Origin of the sequence: Actinokineospora pegani, assembly GCF_009745975.1 — a bacterium.
Lineage (GTDB): Bacteria > Actinomycetota > Actinomycetes > Mycobacteriales > Pseudonocardiaceae > Actinokineospora > Actinokineospora pegani.
The window spans coordinates 42,466-66,541 of record NZ_WHOL01000039.1 but is presented as its reverse complement, the minus strand read 5'-3'; the positions used below and the strand labels follow the sequence as shown (position 1 = coordinate 66,541).

The 24,076-nt window shown below is 72.9% G+C and carries 26 protein-coding genes; 4 read left to right on the top strand and 22 right to left on the bottom strand.

The window, feature by feature from the left end; genetic code table 11:
- Nucleotides 1-24: 24 nt before the first annotated feature.
- The gene (locus tag GCL84_RS02400) at nucleotides 25-417 is read right to left on the bottom strand and encodes a DUF6010 family protein (protein ID WP_235925940.1); all 393 of its coding nucleotides are present in this window, start codon (nucleotides 415-417) and stop codon (nucleotides 25-27) included.
- A gap of 54 nt (nucleotides 418-471) precedes the next feature.
- Here GCL84_RS02400 and GCL84_RS02395 point away from each other — a divergent pair, with 54 nt between their 5' ends.
- Nucleotides 472-894: a MarR family winged helix-turn-helix transcriptional regulator gene (locus GCL84_RS02395; protein WP_156753663.1), complete on the top strand. Its 423-nt coding sequence runs from the start codon at nucleotides 472-474 to the stop codon at nucleotides 892-894.
- 9 nt (nucleotides 895-903) lie between these two features.
- Here GCL84_RS02395 and GCL84_RS02390 read toward each other — a convergent pair whose 3' ends face one another.
- The 5 genes from GCL84_RS02390 to GCL84_RS02370 form a co-directional block, all read right to left on the bottom strand.
- Nucleotides 904-1,491 (bottom strand): TetR/AcrR family transcriptional regulator, encoded by a 588-nt coding sequence (locus tag GCL84_RS02390; RefSeq protein ID WP_156753662.1) that lies wholly within the window; start codon nucleotides 1,489-1,491, stop codon nucleotides 904-906.
- Nucleotide 1,492: 1 nt separating this feature from the next.
- Entirely contained in the window at nucleotides 1,493-3,016 is a 1,524-nt protein-coding gene (locus GCL84_RS02385) for an MFS transporter (RefSeq protein WP_156753661.1), read from the bottom strand.
- Nucleotides 3,017-3,086: 70 nt separating this feature from the next.
- The gene (locus tag GCL84_RS02380) at nucleotides 3,087-3,854 is read right to left on the bottom strand and encodes a carbohydrate ABC transporter permease (RefSeq protein ID WP_235925939.1); all 768 of its coding nucleotides are present in this window, start codon (nucleotides 3,852-3,854) and stop codon (nucleotides 3,087-3,089) included.
- Entirely contained in the window at nucleotides 3,851-4,741 is an 891-nt protein-coding gene (locus GCL84_RS02375) for a carbohydrate ABC transporter permease (protein ID WP_156753660.1), read from the bottom strand. Before GCL84_RS02375 ends, GCL84_RS02380 begins: the two co-directional genes overlap by 4 nt.
- Entirely contained in the window at nucleotides 4,738-5,970 is a 1,233-nt protein-coding gene (locus GCL84_RS02370) for an ABC transporter substrate-binding protein (RefSeq protein ID WP_156753659.1), read from the bottom strand. Before GCL84_RS02370 ends, GCL84_RS02375 begins: the two co-directional genes overlap by 4 nt.
- A 136-nt stretch (nucleotides 5,971-6,106) precedes the next feature.
- Here GCL84_RS02370 and GCL84_RS02365 point away from each other — a divergent pair, with 136 nt between their 5' ends.
- The gene (locus tag GCL84_RS02365; RefSeq protein ID WP_156753658.1) at nucleotides 6,107-6,907 is read left to right on the top strand and encodes a hypothetical protein; all 801 of its coding nucleotides are present in this window, start codon (nucleotides 6,107-6,109) and stop codon (nucleotides 6,905-6,907) included.
- Here GCL84_RS02365 and cutA read toward each other — a convergent pair.
- From cutA to GCL84_RS02325, 8 genes are all read right to left on the bottom strand, one after another.
- Nucleotides 6,904-7,221 (bottom strand): divalent-cation tolerance protein CutA, encoded by a 318-nt coding sequence (gene cutA, locus GCL84_RS02360; protein ID WP_156753657.1) that lies wholly within the window; start codon nucleotides 7,219-7,221, stop codon nucleotides 6,904-6,906. The genes GCL84_RS02365 and cutA overlap by 4 nt on opposite strands.
- A gap of 14 nt (nucleotides 7,222-7,235) precedes the next feature.
- Entirely contained in the window at nucleotides 7,236-8,885 is a 1,650-nt protein-coding gene (locus GCL84_RS02355) for an asparagine synthetase B family protein (RefSeq protein ID WP_156753656.1), read from the bottom strand.
- Nucleotides 8,886-8,897: 12 nt separating this feature from the next.
- Complete coding sequence (locus GCL84_RS02350; RefSeq protein ID WP_156753655.1) at nucleotides 8,898-9,386, bottom strand: hypothetical protein; 489 nt, start codon at nucleotides 9,384-9,386, stop codon at nucleotides 8,898-8,900.
- A gap of 13 nt (nucleotides 9,387-9,399) precedes the next feature.
- Complete coding sequence (locus GCL84_RS02345) at nucleotides 9,400-10,173, bottom strand: hypothetical protein (protein WP_156753654.1); 774 nt, start codon at nucleotides 10,171-10,173, stop codon at nucleotides 9,400-9,402.
- Nucleotides 10,170-10,553 (bottom strand): hypothetical protein, encoded by a 384-nt coding sequence (locus tag GCL84_RS02340; protein WP_156753653.1) that lies wholly within the window; start codon nucleotides 10,551-10,553, stop codon nucleotides 10,170-10,172. The genes GCL84_RS02345 and GCL84_RS02340 overlap by 4 nt, the downstream gene beginning before the upstream one ends.
- Nucleotides 10,550-11,548 carry a hypothetical protein gene (locus GCL84_RS02335; protein WP_156753652.1) on the bottom strand — a complete coding sequence of 333 codons (999 nt, stop codon included), beginning with the start codon at nucleotides 11,546-11,548 and terminating at the stop codon, nucleotides 10,550-10,552. The genes GCL84_RS02340 and GCL84_RS02335 overlap by 4 nt, the downstream gene beginning before the upstream one ends.
- A 91-nt stretch (nucleotides 11,549-11,639) precedes the next feature.
- A complete protein-coding gene (locus GCL84_RS02330) occupies nucleotides 11,640-12,377 on the bottom strand; it encodes an ANTAR domain-containing protein (RefSeq protein ID WP_156753651.1) in 738 nt (245 codons plus the stop codon).
- A 94-nt stretch (nucleotides 12,378-12,471) separates the two neighbouring features.
- On the bottom strand, nucleotides 12,472-13,533 hold the full coding sequence (locus GCL84_RS02325; protein ID WP_156753650.1) for a GDSL-type esterase/lipase family protein: 1,062 nt from the start codon (nucleotides 13,531-13,533) through the stop codon (nucleotides 12,472-12,474).
- Between the two features lie 158 nt (nucleotides 13,534-13,691).
- Here GCL84_RS02325 and GCL84_RS02320 point away from each other — a divergent pair, with 158 nt between their 5' ends.
- Together GCL84_RS02320 and GCL84_RS02315 are read left to right on the top strand one after the other, a co-directional pair.
- Nucleotides 13,692-14,030, top strand: a complete 339-nt coding sequence (locus GCL84_RS02320; protein WP_156753649.1) for an ArsR/SmtB family transcription factor — start codon at nucleotides 13,692-13,694, stop codon at nucleotides 14,028-14,030.
- Complete coding sequence (locus tag GCL84_RS02315) at nucleotides 14,027-14,503, top strand: SRPBCC domain-containing protein (RefSeq protein ID WP_156753648.1); 477 nt, start codon at nucleotides 14,027-14,029, stop codon at nucleotides 14,501-14,503. The genes GCL84_RS02320 and GCL84_RS02315 overlap by 4 nt, the downstream gene beginning before the upstream one ends.
- 115 nt (nucleotides 14,504-14,618) lie before the next feature.
- Here the strand turns inward: GCL84_RS02315 and GCL84_RS02310 are convergent, their stop codons facing one another.
- From GCL84_RS02310 to GCL84_RS02275, 8 genes are all read right to left on the bottom strand, one after another.
- On the bottom strand, nucleotides 14,619-15,806 hold the full coding sequence (locus GCL84_RS02310; RefSeq protein WP_156753647.1) for a hypothetical protein: 1,188 nt from the start codon (nucleotides 15,804-15,806) through the stop codon (nucleotides 14,619-14,621).
- A gap of 499 nt (nucleotides 15,807-16,305) precedes the next feature.
- Nucleotides 16,306-16,686, bottom strand: coding sequence for an RNA-binding S4 domain-containing protein (locus GCL84_RS02305; protein WP_156753646.1), 381 nt, complete (start codon nucleotides 16,684-16,686; stop codon nucleotides 16,306-16,308).
- A complete protein-coding gene (locus GCL84_RS02300) occupies nucleotides 16,683-17,057 on the bottom strand; it encodes an MmcQ/YjbR family DNA-binding protein (RefSeq protein ID WP_156753645.1) in 375 nt (124 codons plus the stop codon). The genes GCL84_RS02305 and GCL84_RS02300 overlap by 4 nt, the downstream gene beginning before the upstream one ends.
- Before the next feature lie 33 nt (nucleotides 17,058-17,090).
- A complete protein-coding gene (locus GCL84_RS02295) occupies nucleotides 17,091-18,449 on the bottom strand; it encodes an MFS transporter (RefSeq protein WP_156753644.1) in 1,359 nt (452 codons plus the stop codon).
- Nucleotides 18,446-19,249 (bottom strand): amidohydrolase family protein, encoded by an 804-nt coding sequence (locus tag GCL84_RS02290; protein WP_156753643.1) that lies wholly within the window; start codon nucleotides 19,247-19,249, stop codon nucleotides 18,446-18,448. The genes GCL84_RS02295 and GCL84_RS02290 overlap by 4 nt, the downstream gene beginning before the upstream one ends.
- Nucleotides 19,246-21,012 (bottom strand): ABC transporter permease, encoded by a 1,767-nt coding sequence (locus tag GCL84_RS02285; protein WP_156753642.1) that lies wholly within the window; start codon nucleotides 21,010-21,012, stop codon nucleotides 19,246-19,248. The genes GCL84_RS02290 and GCL84_RS02285 overlap by 4 nt, the downstream gene beginning before the upstream one ends.
- A gap of 693 nt (nucleotides 21,013-21,705) precedes the next feature.
- A complete protein-coding gene (locus GCL84_RS02280; RefSeq protein WP_156753641.1) occupies nucleotides 21,706-22,845 on the bottom strand; it encodes an ABC transporter ATP-binding protein in 1,140 nt (379 codons plus the stop codon).
- A 96-nt stretch (nucleotides 22,846-22,941) separates the two neighbouring features.
- On the bottom strand, nucleotides 22,942-23,988 hold the full coding sequence (locus GCL84_RS02275) for an ABC transporter substrate-binding protein (RefSeq protein WP_156753640.1): 1,047 nt from the start codon (nucleotides 23,986-23,988) through the stop codon (nucleotides 22,942-22,944).
- Nucleotides 23,989-24,076: the final 88 nt, after the last annotated feature.

Sequence of the window (24,076 nt, the reverse complement as noted above, 5' to 3'; positions counted from 1 at the left end):
TTGGGAACCCGCCTCGCCGCGGCGTTATTCCCCCTTGCGCCCGAGGGTGGGCGCGCCGCGCAGCAGCCACAGGGCGATGACCGGGTCGCAGATGGCGCAGCCCAGCGACGAGTCGGCGACGTGCGGGATGATCGGCGCGCCCTTGACGTGGTGCACGACGTCCCAGCAGGTGTGCAGCAGCCAGCCGACCCCCAGCCAGCGGTAGTCGCCCAGCCCGAGGTAAGCGCACCCGGTGACCGCGGCGGTGAACGCCAACTCCCACCACCCCATGCCGCCGCCGCTGATGTAGACCGCGCCCGCGCCCGCCACCATCACCGCGCTGAACCGCTGGCGCCCCGGTTCGGGGATGAACGAGCACCCCACCACGAAGACCACACCGATGAGGACCGGACCGACGACACCCATGACCGCTTCCATGCCCGCAAGTTACAGCCAGACTGAAACCAGCGGAAGGGGTGGGACACTGTGCCGGTGACCGCACCACCCGGCGACCTCAGCGCGACGTTCCTGCTCATGACCCTCGGCAAACGCCTGCGCGCCCGCGTGGACGAGGCGCTGCGGGAACGCCGCATGTCCCTGCGCCACCTCTCGGCCCTGGCGCACCTGACCCGCGACCCCGGCGTCTCCTACAGCGAACTGGCCCGCCGGGCCGGGGTCACCGCCCAGAGCATGCAGGCGACCCTGCGCCACCTCGAGGACCTGGGGGCGGTGGAACGCCTCAGCGAGCCCGGCCGCGGTCGGACGGCCCGGTTGCGGGTGACCGCGGCCGGGGTGGAGTTGAGCACGTGGGCACGAGGGGTGGTCTCGGCGGTGGACGCCGAGGTGCTGGCACAGGTGGCGGAAGCGGACCGGCCGGTGCTGGTGCGCGCGCTGAGGTCGGTCTTCCTGTCCTGACCAGCGGGCTCATCCCTGCGACGGGGCCAGCAGGGCCCACAGGTCCCGGTCGCGGGTGAGGCGGAGCAGGCCGCGTTCCAGGTCGTGGGCGGGCAGGGTGTGGCTGGCGCCGCCCCAGAGGGCGGCGAAGCTGGCGCCGTCGGCGGCGGAGACGACCAGGGCCAGGACGGTGGGGGGCAGGCCGTCGGCGGCCAGCGTGGCGGCCCAGTGCCGGGCGTCGGACTTGGCCAGTGCGGCGACCTCGGGGATGGCGGCGAGCTGCGCGATCAGGGCGGCGGTCTCGCGGACCTCGTCGGCGTCGTGGGCGCGCAGGCTCACGCGGACGTAGGCGCGGGTGAGCCTGCCCGGTCCGGTGTCGTCGGGGTCGACGGCGGCTGTGACGTCGGCGCGGAAGGTGTCGAGCATGTCCTGGACGAGGGCGCGGACCAGGTCGTCCTTGGTGGCGAAGTGGTAGAGCAGGCCGCCCTTGGACACCCCCGCCCCGCGGGCGACGTCGGCCAGCGTGGCCGACACGCCCCGGTCGCGGAAGACCTCCGCCGCCGCGCCGAGCAGCACGCGGCGGGTCTCCTCGGGCGAGCGCCCGGCTGTGCGGGCCATCTCAGGACTCCTCCGCGGCGGGCTCGAGACGCTGCCGGGCTGAGGGGATCGTGCGCCAGGCGACCAGGGCGGCCAGCAGCGTCAGCGCCGCCGCCACGATGGCGGTGACCTGCATGGCGTCGGTGAACGCCGACTGGGCGGCTGCCGCCAGCCCCGATTCCGGGCCGACCGCGGCCAGCGCCGAGGACAGCGAGTCGGTCACCGCCGCGCGCACCCCGTCGGCGAGGTCGGCGGGCAGGACGAGGAACGCCTGGTAGGCCACCGTCACCACCGAGCCGAGCACGGCGATGCCCAGCGCCACACCGAGTTCGTAGGCGGTCTCGGAGATCGCCGACGCCGCCCCCGCCTTGTCCGGCGGCACCGCCGACACCACCGCGTCCACGGTGAGCGTCATCGCCAGGCCCACGCCCAGGCCGACCGGCACGAGCGCCAGCCCCAGCCACAGGTAGCTCTGCGCGCCCTCAGCCACCGCGACCAGCAGCAGCCCGCCCGCGGCCACCGCGAGCCCGGCCGCCACCGCCCGCCCGACCCCCAACCGCGAGGCGGCGAGGCCGACGATCCCGACCACCGCGATGGCGGCCAGGGTCGCGGGCAGCTCGGCCATCCCGGCCACCAGCGGGCCGAACCCGCGCACGAGCTGCAGGTACTGGGAGAAGAAGAACAGCAGCCCGGTCAGCGCGAAGATCGCGATCACGTTGGCCAGCACGGCGCCGCTGAACGCGGGGTTGTTGAACAGCCGCACGTCGATCATGGGCGAGCTCAGCCCGCGCTGCCTGCGCACGAACAGCACCCCCGAGGCCAGCCCGGCCCCCGCCGCCACCAGCGACCAGACGTCCGGCCCGGAGCTGACGGCGTGCTTGACCGCGTAGACCAACGGCACCACCGCGGCCATCGACAGCCCGGCCGAGACCAGGTCGAACCGCCCCGGCGAGGGGTCGCGCGACTCCGGCAGCAACAACGCCCCCGCCACGACGAACACGACCACGATCGGCACGTTGACCAGGAAGACCGACCCCCACCAGTACCGCTCCAGCAGCACCCCGCCGACCAGCGGCCCCAGCGCGAGCCCGCCACCGGAGGCCGCCGACCACACCGCGATCGCCCGCGTCCGCTCCCGGGCGTCGGTGAACAGGTTCCGGATGATCGACAACGTCGACGGCATCACCGTCGCCCCGGCGACCCCCAGCAGCAGCCGCGCCAGGATCAGCATCTCGGCGCTGGTGGAGAACGCGGCCAGCGCCGACGCCGCCCCGAAGGCGACCGTCCCGGCCAGCAGCACCCGCTTGCGGCCGAGGCGGTCGGCCAGGGTGCCGGTGGTGACCAGCAGCCCGGCCAGGGCCAGGGAGTAGACGTCGCCGATCCACAGGATCTGGGTGGCGGTCGGGGCCAGGTCCCGCGTCATCGAGGGCACGGCCAGGTACAGCACGGTGCTGTCCACCGCCAGCAGCAGCACAGCGCCCACCAGGACGGCCAGGGCCGCCCACCGCCGCCTGTGGGCCCGCCGGAACTCGTCGCTCGTCGTCACACCGGGAACTATACCGTCCAGCCGGTACAGTTTTGCTCGTGGAGGAGACCGATCCCACAAGCACGGGCGATCAGCCGGTCAGGCCGGTCTCGGTGACGCCGCGCACCAGGTGGCGTTGCAGGACGACGAAGACGAGCACGATCGGGACGATCGACACCGCCGCGCCCGCGAACAGCAGCGCCACCTTCGGATTCTGGTCGGTGAGCAGGCTCGACAGCGCGACCTGGACGGTCCAGGTCGACGAATCCTGGGCGATGATCAGCGGCCACAGCAACTGGTTCCAGCTCCCGATGAACGAGATGACCGCGATGGCGGCGAGGAACGGGGCGGAGTTCGGCGCGACGATCCGCCAGAACACGCCCCACCGGCTCAGACCGTCGAGGCGGCCCGCTTCCTCCAGTTCGCCGGGGAAGTCCAGGAAGTACTGGCGGAACAGGAAGACGTTGAGCGCGCTGAACAGCCCCGGGATGATCAGCCCCCGGAAGTCCGACAGCCAGCCCAGGCTCGACACGACGACGAAGCTGGGCACGAACGTCACCGCAGTGGGCACCATGAGCGTGGCGACCACCACGCCGAGCACCTTGCCCGCGTGCCGGTACGGGACGCGGGCGAGGCCGTAGCCCGCCAGCGAGCACAGCACGACCTGACCGACTGTCTGCGCCACCGCCACCAGCGACGAGTTCACCAGGCTTCGGGCGAACGGCACATCGCTGTCGGTGAAGAGGTCGGCGAACACCGACCACCCGCCCGACAGCGCTGTGCGCAGCAGCATCACGAACGGCAGCGCGAACAGCACAAGGGCCATCACCAGGACGACCGACCGCAGCACGCGACTCATGCCCGCCTCCGGAAGAGCCGACCGGACAACAAGGTCGCCAACGCGATGACGAGGGCCAGCACGACCGCCCCGGCGCTGCCCCGCCCGAGGTCTTGGCCGCCCGAGCCGAGCGAGGTGTAGTAGAGGTACACCAGCGGCGGACGGGCGAAGGGCGGGTAGCCGCGCGCGTCGCCCAGGATGTTGTAGAACTCGTCGAACGCCTGGTAGGCGTTGATGAGGTTGAGCGCGACCACCGCGACCAACGCCCCGCGCAGCCCGGGCAGCGTCACGTGCCGGAACGTCTGCCACCCCGGCGTCGCGCCGTCCACCGCCGCCGCCTCGTAGAGGTGGCGCGGGATGCGTTGCAGCGCCGCCAGGAACAGGATCATGAAGAAGCCCAGTTGCAGCCACAGCCGGGCGGTCGTCAGCACGACCCAGTACAGCGGCGGGTCGACCGTGCCGATCCACGCCTGCGGGTCGCCGCCGAACCAGCCCAGGACGGTGTTGGCCACCCCGGAGTCCAAGCCGGAGAACAGCGACATCTTCCACACGAGCGAGGCCACGACGTACGAGCAGGCGAACGGCAGGAAGAACACCGACCGCACGAACGCGCGCGCCACGCGCACCTTGTCGACCAACAGCGCCAGTCCCAACGACAACAGCACCGTCGTGGGCACGACCAGGGCCGCGAACACGGTGAAGGTGCCCAAGCTGTCGAGGAACGCGCGGTCGGTGAGCGTGTCGATGTAGTTGGCCAGGCCCACGAACTCCGACGGCGTCACCGTGTTCCGCGCGTCGAAGAAGCTCAGGTACGCGCTCCACCCGATGGGGACGACGGTGAACAGCAGCAGCCCGACGGCGAACGGGCCGACGAACAGCCAGAACGCCAGCGCCGAGCGCCGGGTCACTTCCCGAGCCGGGCGATCTCGCTCCGCGCGGTCCCCACCGCCGCCCTGAGCTCCCCCGCGGGCTCGGCGCCCTCGCGCGCGATGCGGGAGACCGCGTCGGACAGGGCCGTGTTCGCCCGGTCGGGCCAGCGGGCGGGGCTGGCGATGCGGCCGCTGTCGACGACGAACCGGGCGACCTGCTTGACCGTGCCCTCGGTGGCGCCCGCGAGGCTGGCGCGGGCGGGCAGGTGCGTGCCGAACTTGGTGGCGAACTCGGCCTGGTGGTCGGTCTTGTCGACCCACAGCCACTTCACGAACGCCTTGGCGGCCTCGACATCGGCGCTGCGGGCGTTGACCATGGCGCTGTAGGCGCCCACGGGGACGGAGGCCGTGCCGGAGCCGTCGAGCGCGGGGAAGGCGACCACGCCGACGTCGTCGCCGTGCGCCTCGGTGATCTTGGGCAGGTTCCACAGCCCGGTCCACTGCATCGCGACCCGGCCCTCGACGAACGCGCCGGGGTCGGACCAGTCGGTGGGCGAGCCGAGCAGCAGGCCGCCGCCGGTGTGCAGGTCGCGCAGCTTGCCGAAGACGGTGGCCGCGCGCGGGTCGTCGAACCCGGGGCCCGTGCCGTCGGCGTCGAGGAAGTCCAGCCCGGCCGACCACAGCAGCGGGCCGGTCAGCACGGCCACGCCGCCGTCGTTGCCCGCGAACAGCCCGCGCACCCCGTCGGCGTTGAGGCGCTCGGCCGCCTCGAGCAGCTCGTCGACCGTGGCGGGCGGGGTCAGACCGGCCTTGGCCAGCAGGCTGGGCCGGTAGAACAGCACCTGCGTGTCGATCGACTGCGGGATGCCGTAGAGCCTCCCGTCGACGGTCTGGGACTCCAGCAGGGTCTGGACGAAGTCGCCGCGGGCGTCGCCGAGCAGGTCGTCGAGCGGCACGACCCGGTTCTGCCGCACCCAGTCGACCTTGACCTGCGCCTCGAACACGTCCGGCACGCCGGAGTTCTGCAACGCGGTGACGATCTTGGAGTCGTAGTCGCCGGGGTTCCACTGCACCTCGACCTCGGCGCCGGGGTACTGCGCGGCGTAGCGGCGGACCGCGTCCTGCACCCCGTCCTCGCCGTAGGCGTGGTACCACTGCTGGATCGTGCCCTTCGCCGACCCGCCGCGCCCGGTGTCGGACCCGCACGCGGCGAGGCCGAGCAAGCCCGCCACCGCCAAGAACGCCCGCCTGCTCGTCTCGACCGCCACCAGCCACCCTCCCCGAACGACAACCGGTGGGGAATTCTCGCACCGAGGAGATCATCTGTCGACCAATCCCATTCCCAGGGACAGCGGTCCCGGCGCGCGCCTGTCCCCCGGGCGGCCGAGTCGCTAGGTTGCAGGGATGTCTGACCCGTACCACCCGCACCGGCAGCCGCCGCGCCAGGACCCGTACCAGCGCCAGGACCCGTACGGGCCGGCGCCGTACGCGCACGGGCAGCAACAAGCCCAGCGCCCGCCCGCTCAACGCCCGCAGGCGCCGCAGCGGCCCCCGCGCCAGCCGCGGTCGGAGTCCGGGGGCGGCTTCCGGCTTCCCGGCCTGGGCGTGCTGCTGGCGGTCGTCGGCACGCTCGTGCAGGTCGTCAGCCTGACGCTGCTGCCGTGGGTGACGGTGCGCGGCGCGGACTCGGCGTCGCTGCTGGAGCTGTGGGAGCTGGTCTCCGAGGGCGGCCCGAAGGACTTCGCGGGCTGGTACGTGCTGCTGTTCAGCTACCCCCTGGTGGTCCTGGGCGTGCTGCTGGCCTTCACCGCCGTCCTGGAGTCGGTGGCGATGAAGGTCGTCTGGGGCGGCCTGGCGATCCTGGGCCTGGGCTTCGTCGCGCTGCGCTTCGGCCTCGGCCCGCTCACCGGCCTGTTCGGCGTCGAGGAGCGGTTCAGCCCCGGCGAACTGGCGGTCGGCGCGGTCGCGGTGGCGCTGGCGGTGGGCGTCGCGTTCGCGTTGAAGACCGCCATCAGCGTGTTCCGGCGTATCGCGGGCGTGGTCCTGCTGGCGCTGTCCGGCTTCCACCTCACCGCCGTCCTCGACCTGGCGGGCGGCCTCGATCTCACCGACCTGGCCGGCCTGAGCCCCGGCGCCTTCGGCCCCAGCGTCGGCTACCTCCTCATCGGCGTCGCCGCCCTGATCGGCCCCCGCCGCCTGGCCTAGCGGGTTTCGTCCGCCACCCAGGACAGGTAGCCCTCCGACCCGTCGACGATCTCGGTCGCGATGACCATCGGCACGTCGTAGCTGTGGTCCGCCTCGATGTACCCCTTGAGGTCCGCCAGCCTGCCCGCCGGTGTCTTGATCGCCAGGCGCCACTCCTGGTCCCGGGCGACCCCGCCCTCCCAGCGGTAGACGCTGGTGATGGGGAAGACGTGCACGCAGGCGCCCAAGCGCTGCTCAACGATCGCGGCCGCCAGCCGGTCAGCCTCGTCCTGGGAGTCCGTCGTCGTGACGACCTGGTAGTAGTCCGCAGCCACGCGGTGGACCTTAGTCAGGGGCTGAGGTCGTAGGCGTCGAGCCACAGGGCCAGCGACAGCAGGAGCCACAGCTTGCCGCCCTGGCGCGGCAGCAGCGCCCCCTCGCGGCGCAGCCAGGCCGACACGGTGGCGGGCTGGAACAGCGGACGGGTCGCCGCGCGCGGGCTGAGCAGCAGGTCGGCGACCATCGCCGACAGCGGACCGTCCAGCCAGTTCTGCACCGGCACCCGCATGCCGCTCTTGGGCCGGTCGACGATGGTCGCGGGCAGCAGGTCGCGCACGGACTCCTTGAGGATCCACTTCTCGGTGGCGCCCTTGAGCTTGAGGGGGCCCGGGACGCGGAACGCGTGGTCGATGACGGCGCGGTCGAACAGCGGCGCTCGGCCTTCGACACCGGTGGCGGCGGTGAGCCGTTCGACCTTGGTCAGGATGTGGTGGGCGCCCTTGGTGCGCAGGTTGGTGTGCAGGAGCTGGTTGAGCAGCCCGGTCATCCGCCCCTGCCGCAGGTAGGGGGCGACGTGGTCGGTCAGCGGCGGGGCGTCGCGCAGGGCGTGGTGGACCTCGGGGGTCAGCAGCGCGGGCAGGTCGGCCAGGCACTTGCGGTAGGAGTCGAGGTAGGCCCTGGCCCTGGCGTCGGGGCGGGGGTCGGCGCGGTGCAGCTCGGAAATGATCATCGGGAGGTTCTTCGGGCCGCCGAAGACCGGGTCGCCGCCCTCGCCGTTGAGCACGGTGGTCAGCCCGTCGGCGGCGACGCGCTCGGCCAGCAGCAGGTTCGGCACGGTCAGCGGGTCGCCGACCGGGGAGTCGAGCAGGGCCATCGTGCCGGGCAGCCGGGCGGCGACGGCCGCGCCGGGCACCGACAGCACGGCGTGCTCGGTGTGGCAGTGCGCGGCGACCAGGCCGGAGTAGCCCAGCTCGTTGGGCAGCTCGTCGCCGAAGCTGATCGAGTAGGTGCGCACCGGCTGGTCGTGCAGCTTCGCCGCCAGCGCGGTGACCAGGCTGGAGTCGACGCCGCCGGAGAGCAGCACGGCGACCGGCTCGGCGACGGGCAGCCTGCGGGCGGTGGCCGCCTCCAGCAGCGCCCGCAGCTCGCCCGCGTGCTCGCCCGCGGGTTTGGGGTCGAGGACTTCCCGCGGCTCCCAGTAGACGTCCTCGCGGGACGAGCCGTCGGGACGCAGCCGCAGGCAGCGGCCGGGGAGCAGCTCCCGCACCCCGCGCACGAGGGTCTGCTCCCCCGGCAGGTAGGCGAAGGTGAGGAACGACCGCACGGCGGCCAGGTCCAGCCCGGCGCCGAGCGCGGGCCAGTCGCGCAGGGCCCGCAGCGAGGTCGAAGCGGCCCAGCGGCCGCCCGCGCGGGCGTGGAACACCGTGCGGGCGCCGACGTGGTCCCGGACCAGCACCACCTCGTCGCCGTCGACCACGGCCAGCGCGAACATGCCCTCCGCCGCCGCGACCCCGTCGAGCCCGCGCCGGGCGTAGGCGGCCAGCAGCAGCGTCCCGTCGTCGCAGCCGGGGGGCGCGTCCACGGTGCGGCGCAGCGCGTCGGCGTTGTGCAGGGTCACCTCGCCGACAGCGGTCAACCCGCCCGCGGCGAACCGCCCGGCCGTGCCCGGCCCGTCGAGCAGCCCCAGCTCCACCGGTCCCGTCCTCGCGATCCAGCGCACCCGCTCCCCCGCTCAGCCGAAGTCGTCGTCGGAGCCGTCGGAGCCGTCCCACCCGGAGTAGCCCGCCTCCCCGCCGCCACCCCCCGAGCCGCTGTCGGCGGCTTGGCGGCGCAACTCCTCTTCCTCCTCGGACGACATGGTGAGCGGCGGCATGGCGACGGCGGTCAGGAGTGCCCCGCCCGCGACGGCGCCGAGCACCGCGCCCATGCGCCCGCCGAAGGACGTCTGGTTCACGGTGAGCACGCCGTCGCTCCACAACGTCCGGCCGTAGCCGCCGTCGCGGCCGTAGAGCGTGGAGCCGTCGGCGCGCACCCGCTTGACGAGCCGCCGCCCGAGCGCCTCGTCCGTGCCCGCCGCGCCCCGGTTGTCCCGCCAGGAGACCACCGGCCCGGACTTGGCGCGCCACTCCTGCCTGCCGTCGGAATAGGACCGGTGCACGGTCCCGTCCGCGAGCAGCTCGTCGGTGTAGGTCACGCGGACCTCGCGCCTGTCTCCTGCCATCGCGTCCCTCCCCTCACCCTCGCGGCCAGGTCAGGAAACCCGACCGCCGCCACCCCGTCCAGCTCGCCCACCCGTCCCGCCGCGGCCGGACCTCGCGCACCAGCCGGTGCACAGTGCGCAGCAACGACGCGGGCCGCACCGCCTCCACCTCGACGAACCGGCCCCCGGCGAACCACTGCCCCTCCACAGCGGACAGCTCCGCCGCGGGCCTGCCCGCGGGGCCACGCCCCCTGGTCAGGTGCAGCGACCACGCCTGCCGGGGCCGCAGCCCCAGGGCGACCACCGGCGCCCCCGCGGCCGCGGCCGCCGGGAAGTCCATCCCCGCCGGGGTCGCGTCGTGCAGCGCGTAGACCGTGCCACCCCCCAGCTCCAGCATCCCGACCACCCGCGGGTCCAACGGCAGCTCCACCGCGGCGACCACCGGACACGCCGACTCGACCTCGATCCCGTTGGCCCGCAGCATCCCCGCGACCTCGACCGACTCGCACACCAGCAGCCGGGGGAGCCCGTAGTCGAACAGGTCCGGCTCAGCGGTGTGCAGTCCGGTGCCACGACGCGGTGCGGCGGGCGGGAGCAGTCCGGGCACCGGGCCCGCCTCGGCCAGCGCCGCGCGGAAAGCGCTGTAGGACACCGGGGGCCGCACGGTGTAGTCCCAGCGCCGGGGGCCGAGGTGGTACGGGCGCAGCACCCGGCACAGCTCGTAGTAGAGCTGTCGCTCGGTGAAGCGCAGACCGCCGGGTTCGGCCGCGCGCCGGGCGGCTGCGCGCAACGCTCGGGCGAGGATCACCGCGCCTGCCCCGGCCAGGTCCGGAACCCCGGCGCCGCGGCCTGGCGGTGGGCGGGCTCGGCCCGGCCGACCACGGCGAGCGGCTTGCGCGGGTCGGCGGGGTCGTACCGCTGCCCGCGCACCGCGGTCATCCCCCTGGCCCTCGCGGGGCGAGGCGTCGCCTCGGCGCGGGCGGCCAGGCGCAGTCCGGGGACGCTGGTGTCGCGCAGGACCGTCACGGGCAGGCGGGCGAACACCCCGTCCGGCCCGGACAGCCGCTCGACAAGCTCGCGGACCCGCAGGTCGCGCACGCGCACCTTAGTGCGCTTGGGCTCGAAGACGAACTTCCTCTCGCGGTGCGCACTCGTCCGGAACGAGCGCCGCTCACGCGAGCAGGTCACCGCGCGCTCCCCGGCCAGGTCAGGAACCCGACCGCCGCGGCGGCCGCGTGGTCGGGGTCCGTGCGGGCGACGCTCTTCTCCACAGCGGCGATGAGCTTGGCGGGGCGGACCGAGGCCAGCGGGACCCACCACCCCTCGGCCAGCCACGCCGTGTCGGCCTCGGACAGGCCAAGGTGGCCGAGGGTCTCCGGCGCGACCGGGGCCCCCTTGAGCCGGGGCAGGTGCCGGTCGGCCCTGGCCTGCGCCGGGGTCAGCCCGAGATCCACCGCACGCGGCCCGAGCGCGGCCACGGCCCGCGCGGCGAAGCGCTGCCCCACCACGCTCGCGTCGCGCAGGATGAGGACGGGCAGGCCGGGCGGCACCTGGTCGAGGCGCTGGGCGGTGTGCAGGTTGAGCCGCTGCGGGACCCCGTTGGCCACCAGGCAGGCCGTCGCGGCGTTGACCGGGCACAGCAGCACGCGCTCCGGTCGGGCGAGCCGGTGCCCGGCAGGCCTGCTGTCGTCGACCAGGCCCTCGACCGGACCGCCGTGCAGTCGCGGCCAGACACCCCAGAGCTGCTCCGCGAACGCGTCCAGGAGCATGGCGACCGACACCAGCCGCCCGCGCGCCGCACCGGGCCGGACGAACCGCCGCACGATCAGCGTCACCACGACCATGGACGCGACCGCGGTCGGCACCGCGTGGACGTAGGCCGCCCACCCCGAGACCGCGATGATGACCGCGCCGACGACCAACCCGAGGTAGCACCCGAAATACGCGAACGGCGTCGTCGGCTCAGCGACCTGCTTGCGCGCCAGCGACAGCCACAACTGGCTCGTGGTGAACCGCAGCCCGCGCCCCGCACGGAGCTTGTCCACGTGCCGCCGCACCCGCAGGTCGTGCAGGCCCAGCGGGTTCGTCTTGGGGTCGAAGACGTAGACCTTGCCGCACTTGCCGCACTTGTTGCCGGACCGCTCGCGCCCGCGGATGTCCTCCTGGCAGAACGGGCAGGTCACCGGCAGTCACCTTCCCGGTCCGCTGGGGCCACGCGGCCATCATGCCGGGAGTCGCGCCGGGCTGTCCCGGCGTCCGGCGAATCGTGACCGACTACCCGCCCCCGGTCAGCCTGGCCGCGACCTCGGCGAGTTTGACGTTCATCCGCTGCGAGGCCTCGCGCAGGACGGTGAACGCCTCGTCGGCGGTGATGCCCCTGCGCTGCATGAGGATGCCCTTGGCCTGGCCGATGAGGTCGCGGGAGTCGATGGCGGCGCGCAACTGGGTCTCGCGCAGCAGGGTGTGCTCGGCGGTGACGACCGAGGCCAGGGCGAGCGAGGCCTGGGCGGCGAGGATGAGCGCGATGTCGCAGGCCTGCCTCGAGTCGACCACGCCGCGGGTGTAGACGTTCAGGGCGCCCTGGTAGCCGCTGAGGGCGCCGCCGACGACCAGCGCGGTCGCGAGCACGGCCCGGAACCCGGCGGCCGCGGCGGCGGGGCCGAAGACCGGCCAGTGCTCGCCGAGGGCCAGGTCGGCGCAGTGGACGTGCCCGGGGCCGCCGTCGCGGGCGGCGTTGACGCAGGGGCCCTCACCCGCCTCGTATTGCAGCAGGTCGAGCGCGATGGCCACCTCGTCGGTGCCGGTCGGGGTGTGGAACCGCCCGTCCGGGGCCCGCAGGGTCACCGAGACGACGTCGGCGCCGGGGATGACGACGGCGGTCGTCTCGCACACCCGGTCGAGGACCTCGCCCACGGTGCGCGCCTCGAGCAGGGCGGCGGTCAGCGGCGCGAGCCGGGACGCCAACCCGTCGTCGCCCGCCTGGGCCAAGCCCGTTCCGGTGTTCTGGGTCATCCAGCGCCTCCCCGTCCGCCCCGAGCCGACCCATGGTACCCGCGTCCGCGCGCGCACCGATGCCGGAACCCGGCGGACTGGGACAGCGCCCGCGTCAGGACCGGGGGGCGTCCCGGCTGGGCGCGGCGTGCAGGTTCCCGTCGCCGCCGACCAGGCAGGCGGCGGCGGGGTCGGCCGAGCCGATGAACTCGCCGAGGCAGCGGCCGATCTGGGCGTGCCCGGCGGCGTTGGGGTGGAAGGACTCCTGCAGCGCGTGCGAGAACCGCTCTTCGTGGCCCAGGTCCTCCCAGCGCACGGCCAGCCGGGCGAACCACTCCTGCGCCGGGTCCTCCCGCGAGCAGGCCTCCCGGCCGATCCCGGCCCGGGACAGGTCGAGGAACCGGACCCCGGTCTCGCGCGCCACCCGCCGCACACCCTCGGTCATCACCGGCACGGCGGTCTCGCTGACCCAGTCGAGGTCCTCCGACCGCAGCGGGCACCCGTTGAGGTTGAGCAGCTCCGCCCGCGCGCCCGGACCGACGGGCGCGGCGTAGGACTGGAGGATCAACTGGTAGTCGCCCGCCTGGTACCCGGCGTCGAGCATCACCGACCGGATGTCCCCGATGGCCCGGACGGCCTTGGGCACCATCGCGTCCACCCTGGACGCCCAGTCGCCGTTGGCCGCGCCGCAGCCGGGTTGGCCCTGGTCGAACCAGGCCCGCACGCACCCGTCGAGCACGTGGGAGAACTTGGGCTCGTCGTTGGCGCCCAACGCCAACTGGATCGCCACCACGCGCTTGTCGCGCGCGATCTCGCCCAGCCGCCTGGCCTGCGAGCCCTCGGTGTACTGCTCCACGTCCCCGAGGCCGACCTGTTCCGACGGCGCCCCGGAGCAGGCGAGGTTGATCGTCTCGGCGATGTCGCCGACCCCGGTCCGGTGGATGGCGGCGTTGGCCGACCGGTGGCACCAGTCGCCGTCCTCGCCATCGGTGCCGGGCTCGTAGTCCCCGGCCCCCTCGCCGGAGATTGTGCTGTCACCCAGCGCGACCAGCACCCGGGGCGCCCCGTCGGGCGGCCGGGGCGCGGGCGGGTCGTCGGGACCGCCGAGGAACACGAAGGAGGCCGCCAGGACGACGACGAGCAAGAGCGCGGACAACTGCCACCGGTAACGACGCATCGCGGCCAGTCTAGCCGCCGACATGCCCGCGGAAGGAGCGCGGCGGCGGCCCCCGAAGCGGGACGTGGTCTCCGGCGCACGACGGTCGGCCAGGTCGCGGTCGAGCGGGCAACACTTAGCCCTTGCGCTAAGTGTCAGACTCGGCAATACTTAGCCACATGGCACAGCATTCGGCGCACCTGGACGGAGTGCTCCTCGCGCTCGCCGACCCGACCCGTCGAGCCGTCGTCCGCCACCTCGGCCGCGGGCCCAGCAGCGTCGGCGCCCTCGCCCGCGAGTTCCCGATGACCCTGCCCTCGTTCATGAAGCACGTGCGCGCACTCGAGACGAACGGGCTCATCCACACGGTCAAGACCGGCCGGGTGCGCACCTGCGTGCTCAACCGCGACCGGCTCGCCCTGCTCGACGGCTGGCTCGCCGAGCAGCGCCGGATCTGGTCGGAACGCACCGACCGCCTCGAACAGTTCGTCACCGACCAGGAGGAGAACAAGCAGTGAACCCCGACCTCGACCTCGGCCTGGAGCGGATCATCCGCGCCCCCCGCGCGACCGTGTGGAACGCCTGGACCGACCCGCGCAGGCTCGAGCGGTGGTGGCTCCCGGCGCCGACCCGTTGCCGCGTGGAGTGCCTGGACCTACGGCCCGGCGGGGCGTTCGTGACGAGCCTGAGCGCCGACGGGGTCGAGTTCACCCCGCACCTGGACGCGTGCCTGCTCGCCGTCGACGAACTCGAACGGATCGTGTTCACCAACGCGGTCACCGGCACGTGGCGTCCCGCGACCCCCGCCCCCGTCGCGATGACCACCACCATCACCCTGAGCGACCACCCGGACGGCACCGACTACCGCGTGGTCGTCCGACACGGCGACCCGGAGGCCCGCGCGCGGCACGAGGAGCTGGGCTTCACCGAGGGCTGGGGTCTGGTCACCGGCCAGTTGGCCGAGCTGGCCGAGAACGCGGTCCCGCGGTGAGGATGCCCGTCACGCCCTCCTGGCGTCCCCCCGGGCCAGCCGGCCAGGCCGTGGTTCGGGCCTGGCCGACCGGTCCACGAGGACTTCACCGTCGCCGCGGGTCTCCCGCCGCGGGTCAGGGGATGACGTCGATGTAGGTGAGTTTCACGCTGACCTTGTTGCCCGGCCCCGAGACCAGCCCGCTCAGCAGCGGCGCGACGTTCTCCTTGACGCCGCACGGCGCGAACGCCGGGATGGTGGCCAGGCCCTCCAGGTTCGAGACCGGGTGTTTCTGGCCCAGGTTGACCCGACCAGCGAGATCGAGCAGCAGGGGCGACGCCGTCTCGCAGCCCGCCCCGACATCCAGCGGGACGCCGTCCTGCAGCACGTTGGACACCTTGACGTAGAGCGCGGCCCTGGTCTGGACGGCGGCGTAGAGCCCGGTCACCGGGTCGATCTTGATGTCGGCCTCCCCCGTGGCGTACTCGCGCTGGTCCAGCGCGATGGTGTTGGTCACCGGCATGAAGCGGAAGACGACGAGGTAGACGTCGGCGGGGTTGACGGTGATCTGGCCCCGCAACCGCCCCTCGAGTTCACCCTCCGTGTAGATGGTTGAGACGAACTCACCGGTGAGCCGCACCTCCGCGCCCACCTTCGCCAGCCGGGTGGTGATCTCCATGGCGAACCGGTGCCGAACGCGCTTGCCCTCGGGCAGCGGCGGGAGCGCCTTGGCGGACACCTCGCCACCGGGCTCCGCCAGCACCCGCGGCGGCTGCACCGTGTCATCCGCCGCCACGGAGAACGTCCCCAACGCCACAGACCGCGAAACAGCCCGACACGGCACCTCGGCGGCACCGACGGTGATCGTCGCCGCCAACCCGGTCAGCTCGACCCTGGCCGTCCCCCGCGCCTTCGGCGTGAACGACACCGGCGCACCAGGGATGTCCAGGACCAACTCCCCCGACCCCGGCACCCCCATGGACCGCACCGCCAACGGCCGCGCCCCCAGCTCCGTCGCCGCCTCCCCCTCGATCAGCGTCAGCTCGGGCACGACGGTCGCATCCAGGCTCTCGCCGAAACCCCGCAACCGCCCCACCAACTCAGCAGGCACCGTGATCACCGCCCGCGGACGAACAACGGCGGAAACCCCGACAACCACCGACTCCGGCGCGACCACCCCGAACTCGATCGGCACGGCGGCCTCCGCACCCCCCGGCACCCCGCACACGAACGAAGAGGCCACCACGGGCTCATTCGCCGTCGCCGACGTGCTGGTGTAGTAGACGCCGCCCGCGACCGTCCCCACCACGATCGCGCCGAGCACCGACTTCAGCGCGAGACCCCGTCTCGCACGGTCGCCAAAGATCTTCACGTGTTTGCCCCAGTCCCCAGAAATCGGTTGCACAGAAAGCGAATCCCCGACCGCCCGACGACGCTAGCAGCGCGAACGAGACCTGGGCAACGACCGATCAGGCGCACATCGCAACACCCTCACCTTCCATCAAAAACCCCACCCACTTACGACCCGACGCGCACAACAACGCCCACCGCGCCAGGAACGGGGACCCGCGGCGTCAGCTTGACGCGGCGCAACACCCCGCCCGGCGCAAGCCGGGACAGGTGGGCCGTCCTGATTTGATACGAAACCAGGACGCGATTCCAAGGCCTTTCCCATTTCTACACTGCCGGGGTCTTTCCCCTATCCGGCGATGCTCGCAACATGTCGAAAAGAGATTCGCTTCGGACCGAGATGGATTTTGACCCGCTCAGTCGGGGCTGCGGATCGTGTCCGAGGCGGGCTTGGAGTCCACGGGCCTGCCTTGCTATTCCCAGCCAGCGCGGAACTGGTCCAGCACTCGCCGTTCGCGCTTCGTGGGTCGGCCGGCTCCGCGTTCGCGGCGCGCGATCGGCGCCTGCAGCGGGTCCTTGGACGGTGGCGGTGGTGAGTTGTCGATGAGGCAGAGGGCGGCTTCGGGGGCGCCTACGCGTTTCTCGATGACGCGGACGACCTCCACCAGGCGGGTGCGGTCGCCTATGCGGGCTCGGACTGTGTCGCCGGGGGAGATCGGGGTGGCGGGTTTGGCTGGGCGGTCGTTGACTCGGACGTGGCCGCCCCGGCAGGCGGCGGCGGCGTCGGAGCGGGTTTTGGTGAGGCGGACTGCCCAGAGCCAGCGGTCTACCCGGGTGGTGGTTCTGGGGGTCATGGGGTTGGCCTGAGTTGGGGTGGGGTGGTGGCCCAGTCCGGGGATTCCTCGACCAGGTCTGGCGGGGCGGTCAGGCGCCAGGACTCGTAGAGGAGTTCGGCTAGTTCGTCTGGGTCGATGAGGTCGAGTTGGACCACCACCCAGCCGAAACCGCCCCAGGTGAACTGTTCCTCGAAGACGTCCGGGCGTTCGGCGATGAGGGCCAATTGCTCGGTGAGGGTCTGCTTGAGGCCCGCGGTGCGGGTGCGGGGCCAGTGGTAGCCGAATTTGCGGCCGCGGACGGCGAAAGAGGTGTACTTGTCGTTCTGGGCGTGCTCCACCTCGGCCAAGGTGTCTACCAGCCGAAGGAGCGCCGCACTGTCCACCGCCATGGACAGGAGCATAGCGACGGGGTCGGACAAAGCTCACTGGTCGAGCACCAGCAGCTCGTCGCGGGGTGGGCGGGGGCCCGCTGACCTGGGGAGCACGGCCCAGGCGCTGAAGGCGGCGGCGGTGAGCATGACGGCGACGCCCACCGCGGCGACGGTGTCGTAGCCGCCTTGGGCCAGCAGGGCGGCGGACAGGGCGCTGCCGCCGGAGTAGCCGATGGTGCGGACGACCTGGTTGACGCCGATGGCGCTGCCCACCTCGGTGGTGGGGACGGAGTCGACGATGAGGCCGGGCATGGCGGCGAAGGTGCAGCCCGCCCCGGCGCCCGCGACGCCGAGGACGACGAAGATCAGCCACACGGCGTCGCGCTGGGACCAGAACAGGACCATCGCGGCGGCGAAGAGCAGGCAGCCGACCGGCAGCAGCACGGCCTGGTCCACGCGGAGCAGGCCCGACAGGCGGGAGGCCAGGAGGCTGACGACGGAGAACGGGACCATGGCGCAGGAGGCGACCAGCACCGACGCGCCGAGACCGCCGGGCTCCTGCAGGACCCGGGTGGCCGCCGACATCAGCAGGTAGACCCCGACCCCGGCGACGAGGCCGGTCAGGTCGGCGACGAGGACCCGGCGGCGGCGCAGCAGGCGCAGCTCCACCAAGGGGCGCGCCGCCCGCAGCTCGAACACCACGAACACGCCGAACACCACGGCCCCGACCGCGCCGAGGACCCAGAGCCCCTCCCCCACGGCCAGCAGCACCGAGGTCAGCGCGACCCCGACCAGCACGGCGCCCACGACGTCGAGCCGCCCCCGGCGCGGGACCTCGGCGGTGGGCAGGACCCAGTAGGCGGCGGCCAGGACCGCCAGCCCCAGGCCGAAGCCGAACCAGTAGCTGGCCGGGACCCCGCCCCACAGCGACAGCGCCCCGCTGATCGGGTAGCCCACCCCGACCCCGGCGATCGTGGTCACCGACAGCAGCGCCACCGCCCCGCGCACCCGGTCGGGTGACAGGTGTCCACGCGCGACCGTCATCGCCAGCGGCATCAGGCCGAACCCGACACCCTGCAGCGCGCGGCCGACCAGCAGGCCGACGTACCCCAGCGGCATCGCCCCCAGCAGGCACCCGACGACAACGGCGACGAGCGTCCCGAGGATGACCGGGCGGCGCAACCGCCCGTCCCCGAGGCGGCCGAGGACCGGCGTCGCGACGGCCCCCGCCAGCAGCGCGACGGTCAGCGTCCACTGGGCGGCCGAGAGGGAGACCCCGTGGGTGGCGGCGATGAGCGGGACCAGCGGCGCGCCGAGGCTGCTGACCAGCGACACCACGACGACGACCAGGACCAGCACCACCAGCAGGGCCCGCTCGCTGCCGCCGCGCCGCGAGCCCAGGGTCGTCACAGGCCGTAGACCGCGACGGCGTTCTCACCCATGACCGCCGCCCGCTCGGCCGACGACAGCCCCGACACCAGCTCCAGCGCGGCGTCCACGGTCCGCTGGTAGGACCCCGCGCGCAGGCACACCGGCCAGTCCGAGCCGAACAGCAGCCGCCGGGGGCCGAAGGCCCACAGCAGGTGCTCGGCGTAGGGCTTGAGGTCGGCGACGGTCCACTCCGGACCGGCCAGCACGGTCAGCCCGGACAGCTTGCACAGGGCGTTGGGGCGGCGGGCGATGGAGGTGACCGCCGCGGCCCACTCCCCCGACTCCGCCGAGCCCCAGCCCGAGGCGATCGGCGGCTTGCCCGCGTGGTCGAGCACGAACCGCGCGCCGTCGACCGACCGCAGGGTCTCCTCGGCGGCGGCGAAGTGCTGGTGGCGCAGCATCAGGTCGCAGACCAGGCCGAGCTTGCCCAACTGCGCCATGCCCGCGCGCACGTCGTGGCGCAGCACCCAGGCGGCCGGGTCGGGCTCGGCGAGCGCCTGGTGGCGCACGCCGACCAGGCCCGCGAAGGAGCCGGGCCGGGCCAGGTCGACCCAGCCGACGACCCCGGCGACCAGGGGGTCGTCCAGGGCCAGGTGCTCGGCGGTCTCGTCGGCGCGGTTGAGGACCTGGACCAGGACCACCCGCCCCACCCCGGCCGCCTGGGCGGCGCTGCCCAGGTCGGCCGGGGTGAAGTCGCGGTCGAGCAGGTCGCCCGCGGGGATCCACGGCTGCGGTCGGGAGTCGAGGGACCACAGGTGGACGTGCGAGTCGACGATCAACGGTTGATCCGGAACTTGTTGCGGACCCGCAGCGCGACCAGGACCACGCAGGTGGAGATGAGCGTCAGCACGACGCCCAGCGCGGCGATGGTCGGGTAGCTGCCGTGCGACCACTGGTCGAGCATCACGAACCCGGCGACCGGGGTGTTGGTGCTGGCCAGCATGGCCGATGCGGTGATGTCGCCCGCCATGAGCACGAAGATCAGCGCCCAGCCGGAGATCAGCGCGGGGGTCATCAGCGGCACCAGCACCCGCCGCAGCGTCCTGGCGTCGCCCGCCCCGGACACGTGCGACGCCTCGATCAGCGGTCGCCCGATCTGGTGCACGGCCGCCGAGGAGTACATGGCGGCCTGCGGGAAGTACATGACCACGTAGGCGGCGGCCAGGATCAGCGCGGTGCCGTTCCACCCGAACGGCGGCCCGCCGAACGCGGCGATGAGCGCGATGGCGAACACGATGTGCGGGATGGCGGCCGGGGTCTTGAGCACACCGTCGACCGCCCGGGCGGACTTGCCGCCCTTGACCTCGGTGAAGTGGGTGATGATGATCGCGAACAGGACCACCACGGTGGCGCAACCGGCGGCCAGGAGCATGCTGTTCTTCAGGCCCTCGGACAGGATCGGCTTCTCGAACAGCGCGTCGTAGGCGTCCAGCGACAGGCCGGACCAGTCGACCGCGGAGGACCAGAAGGTCTGCAGCGAGACGAACAGCAGGCCCAGGAACGGCAGGATGGCGGCCGCGGCGAGGTAGCCGAACATCAGCACGCGGGCGGGGGCCTTGAGCTTGCCCAGCTTGACCGCGCCGCCCCGGCTGCCCTTGCCGCCGATCGTGGCGAAGGCCTGGCCCTTGCCCTTGCCGACGCCGACGAGCCTGCGCTGAACGTACCCGGCGATGAGCACGATCACCAGCAGCATCGCGCTGCGGGACAGGGCGGAGACCTGGTCGACGGGGTAGGTCTGGGTGACGTCCTCGACGATCTTGACCGGGAGCACGTCGATCCCGGCGCGGGTGCCGATGATGACCGGCATGGAGAACAGCGCCATGCCCATCACGATGACGATCATGACCGCACTGCCCAGGGCGGGCTTGAGCGCGGGCAGGGTGACCTTGAAGAACGTCTTGACCGGACCGGCCCCGGAGACCCGGGAGGCCTCTTCCAGCGACGGGTCGAGCGATTGCAGGCCGTTGGAGATGGCGAGGTAGGCGAACGGCACGAGGAACACGCCGTAGCACCAGATGAGCCCGTACCAGCTGTAGATGTCGAGCGGTCCACTGGCGGCATCGATGCCGACCCAGCCCAGCGCGGTGCGCATGAGGCTGTTGAGCAGGCCGATGTCGGGGTCGAGCAGGAACACCCACCCGATCGCCGCGGCCAGCGACGGCACGAACATCGATACGAGCGGCAGCACCTCGGCCAGCCAGCCGACCCGGGCGTCGGTGCGCTCGTTGAGCCAGGCGAACCCGGCGCCGACCAGGATCGCGAACGCCCCGCCGCAGACGACCAGGATCGCGGTGTTGAGCAGCGCCTGCAGCGTCTCACCGCTGGTGACGACGCTGAGGAACGTGGAGTCGGCGGCGCCCGTGGTCGCGGTGGCGACGCCGAACAGGCTCAGCACGGCCTTGATCAGCGGGAAGGCGATGAAGTAGGTCATGGCCGCGGCCAGCGCCCAGCTCACCCACACCAGCGGGGTCGGCCACTTGCGCCGGGACTTGGCCGGGGCGGGCTCCGCGGCGGGGGCGGGGCGTTCGAGGAGGTCGGTCATCGCTCGCCACCTTCGGGAGCTTGGGCGGTGTGGACAACTCGCGGGGATTGTCGGACCCGCTGGGTAATGTGGAAATCGGGGGTCCCCAGCGCCGGATGATCTTGCTCAGTCGGAGCTGGAAGTGCTTGTGGGACGCGAAAGGTGGCTGGTGGGGCGCTTGTTCTCGCGGAGTCCGCGGCCAGGTGTGGGGTATGGGAAGGCGCGGGCGAGTTGCCGGCCTCGAGGGGAATGACCGGGTTCGGAGTGCCCTGGGGGGCTTGGGCGGGACGCGGGCTGTGGACAACTCGCCGGGATCGTCGGTCCCCCTCGGTAACGTGGAAATCGGGGGTCCCCGGCGCCGGATGATTTTGGTCGGCCGGGGTGGAGGGGGTCTGCGGGCCGCTCGTTTCGGCGGGCCAGGCAGCCGAGTGCGGGGCGGGCGCGGGCGGATCGTCGGTCTTGATGGGGGCGACCGGGTTCGGTGTGCCCTGGGGGGCTTGGGCGGGACGCGGGCTGTGGACAACTCGCCGGGATTGTCGGTCCCGCTGGGTAGCGTGGATTTCGGGGGTCCCCAGGGCCGGATGATCTTGGTCGGGGTGTGGTGCCGGGTCGGTGCGCGGGGGGCGCGGGGCGGGGACCCGGGCGCGGGCGCTGGTGGCCGACGCGGTGCGGCAGGCCTCGATGATGGCTGTGCCGATGGTGGGGGTGGGGAGGTCAGTCATCCTCGATCACCACCAGGCAGTCCTCGGGGGCCACCGAGATCCAGACCTGCTCGCCCTCGGCGACGTCGGGGGCGTGGTCGTCCCAGATGCGGAGGCGGACGCCGTCGACCTCGGCGACGAACTCGGTGTACCAGCCCAGGTAGGCGCGGCCCACGATGGTGGCGCACCAGGAGTTGGGGCCGCCGGGGTCGGTGCGGGCGACCCGCCAGGCGTGGGCCCGGGAGGTGACCGTCAGCGGGGCCTCGCCGTCGGGGACGGCGGTGGCGACGATGGGGCCCAGGGCGGTGTCGACGGTGCCGGGGGTGGTGGTGCGGGTGGCGGTCAGCAGGTTGGAGGTGCCGACGAAGTCGGCGACGTAGCGGGTGGCGGGGGCGCGGTAGATGTCCTCCGGGGTGCCCAACTGGACGACCTTGCCGTCGCGCATGATGGCGATGCGGTCGGCCAGCTCGAGGGCCTCGGTCTGGTCGTGGGTGACGTAGACGGCGGTGAAGCCGAGTTTGCGCTGCATGACCCGCAGTTCCAGCCGCAGCGCCTCGCGGACCTTGGCGTCGATGTTGGACAGCGGCTCGTCGAAGAGCACGACGTCGTTGCCCGCGGCGATGGCGCGGGCCAGGGCCACGCGCTGCTGCTGGCCGCCGGAGAGCTGGCCGGGGCGGCGCTGGGCCTGCTCGGTCAGCCGCATCAGCGCAAGCATCTCCTGGACCCGCGCGGTCACCTCGGGCTTGGACGGCCGCGACGAGCGCGGGCCGGTGGTGAGCGGGTAGGCGATGTTCTGCTCGACGGTCATGTGCGGCCACAGCGCGTAGCTCTGGAACACCATGCCGACCTGCCGCTGGGCCTCGTCGGCCTTGGCGGCGGCGTCGAACACGGTGCGGCCCGACATGTCGATCGCACCGGTGTCCGGCGTCTCCAGGCCCGCCAGGCAGCGCAGCAGCGTGGTCTTGCCGCAGCCGCTGGGGCCGAGCAGGACCAGGAACTCACCCCGCCGGACGGTGAGCGTGATGTCGTCCACCGCGGCCACCCGGTCGCCCCGGTCGTCGGTGAAGTACTTGCCCAGCGCGCGGACCTCGATGCCAGCCGGGGCCTGGCCGGGCTCGGTGCGCGGCCGGGTGTGGGTGGACGCCCTGGTCATGCTCGACTCCCTCGGTTTCTCATGTGGCTGTTCGCGACGGCTTCGCTTCGGTGGCGCCCTCCCCGCCACGCCGGGCCGGGCGTGCGGGGCGGGGGCTCAGTTGAGGCTCATCAAGCCCAGGATCTCGTCCTTGACCTGCAGGGCGGCGGCGATGTCGGGGGTCACGTAGCCCTCGGGGAGCGGGAGGGTTCCCTCCAGCGGACCCAGCGGGGACGACCCGGTGCCCTTGTTGATGATCTTCTGCGCCCGCTCGGTGAGCAGGTAGTCCAGGAACAGCCGCGCGGCGTTCGGGTGCGGCGCGCCCTTGGAGATGGCCGCGTACTGCTCGACCCCGGAGGTCGGGCTCGGGAAGACGGTGTCGAGCGTGGCGCCCTTGTCGCTCAGCGGCTTGGAGACCGAGAACAGGCCGGGGTAGACCAGCGCGCCCGCGCCCGCGGCGACCTGCTGGGTGCCGGGGACCGAGGAGTCGACCAGCTTGGGCTGCTGCTCGCCGAGGCGCTTGAGGAAGTCGTCGCCGTAGGTGGAGCGCAGCAGGTTCATGTGCGCCAGCCAGTTGGGCACGTTCGTCGGGTTGACCAGGTACATCTGGCCGCGGAAGGCCGGGTCGAGCAGGTGCTCCCAGGACGCCTTGAGCTTGTCCACGTCGACCTTGGTGGTGTCGACGCTGACGCCGATGGGCTGGATGTTCACCAGGGCGTAGGCGTTCTGCTTGGTGTAGTCGGCGGGCCAGGCGTCGAGGGCGGGCGTGTCGCCCTTCGTGAACTCCGCGATCCACTGCTTGCTCAGCGCGTCGGCGAAGAACAGCGGGTCGGCGACGGTGACGACGTCGGCCGGTGAGCTGCCCGAGGACAGCTCGGTGGAGTAGCGGGTGGTCAGCAGGCCCGAGGTGAGGATGATCGTCTCGACCTGGATGCCGTGCTGCTCGGTGAAGTCCTTGGCCGCGGCGGTGGAGACCGCCTCCGGGATCGAGGTGTACCAGGTGATGGTGCCCTCGCCCTTGGCCGCGGTCTGGATGGCGTCGAAGCCGGACTCGGGGCCGGCGGCGGCGTCGGTGTCGGAGGCGAAGCAGCCCGACAGCGACGCGGTGAGGACGGCGGAGAGGGCCAGGGCGCCGAACTTGCGGCGGGTGGTGAGAGTGGGCATTGAGTCGTCCTTGACTCCGGTGCCTGGGGCGGCACGGCGGTCGGGCCGGAAAAGCGGGAAGACTGTGATCTCCTCCACAGAGGTTTAA

What these genes read in the sequence shown, in the direction of transcription:
- GCL84_RS02285 (WP_156753642.1), bottom strand. Translation starts at nt 21,012, where the DNA reads ATGACCGACCTCCTCGAACGCCCCGCCCCCGCCGCGGAGCCCGCCCCG.
- GCL84_RS02400 (WP_235925940.1), bottom strand. Translation starts at nt 417, where the DNA reads ATGGAAGCGGTCATGGGTGTCGTCGGTCCGGTCCTCATCGGTGTGGTC.
- GCL84_RS02390 (WP_156753662.1), bottom strand. Translation starts at nt 1,491, where the DNA reads ATGGCCCGCACAGCCGGGCGCTCGCCCGAGGAGACCCGCCGCGTGCTG.
- GCL84_RS02320 (WP_156753649.1), top strand. Translation starts at nt 13,692, where the DNA reads ATGGCACAGCATTCGGCGCACCTGGACGGAGTGCTCCTCGCGCTCGCC.
- GCL84_RS02330 (WP_156753651.1), bottom strand. Translation starts at nt 12,377, where the DNA reads ATGACCCAGAACACCGGAACGGGCTTGGCCCAGGCGGGCGACGACGGG.
- GCL84_RS02300 (WP_156753645.1), bottom strand. Translation starts at nt 17,057, where the DNA reads ATGGCGGTGGACAGTGCGGCGCTCCTTCGGCTGGTAGACACCTTGGCC.
- GCL84_RS02280 (WP_156753641.1), bottom strand. Translation starts at nt 22,845, where the DNA reads ATGACCAGGGCGTCCACCCACACCCGGCCGCGCACCGAGCCCGGCCAG.
- GCL84_RS02325 (WP_156753650.1), bottom strand. Translation starts at nt 13,533, where the DNA reads ATGCGTCGTTACCGGTGGCAGTTGTCCGCGCTCTTGCTCGTCGTCGTC.
- GCL84_RS02380 (WP_235925939.1), bottom strand. Translation starts at nt 3,854, where the DNA reads ATGAGTCGCGTGCTGCGGTCGGTCGTCCTGGTGATGGCCCTTGTGCTG.
- GCL84_RS02305 (WP_156753646.1), bottom strand. Translation starts at nt 16,686, where the DNA reads ATGACCCCCAGAACCACCACCCGGGTAGACCGCTGGCTCTGGGCAGTC.
- GCL84_RS02365 (WP_156753658.1), top strand. Translation starts at nt 6,107, where the DNA reads ATGTCTGACCCGTACCACCCGCACCGGCAGCCGCCGCGCCAGGACCCG.
- GCL84_RS02350 (WP_156753655.1), bottom strand. Translation starts at nt 9,386, where the DNA reads ATGGCAGGAGACAGGCGCGAGGTCCGCGTGACCTACACCGACGAGCTG.
- GCL84_RS02275 (WP_156753640.1), bottom strand. Translation starts at nt 23,988, where the DNA reads ATGCCCACTCTCACCACCCGCCGCAAGTTCGGCGCCCTGGCCCTCTCC.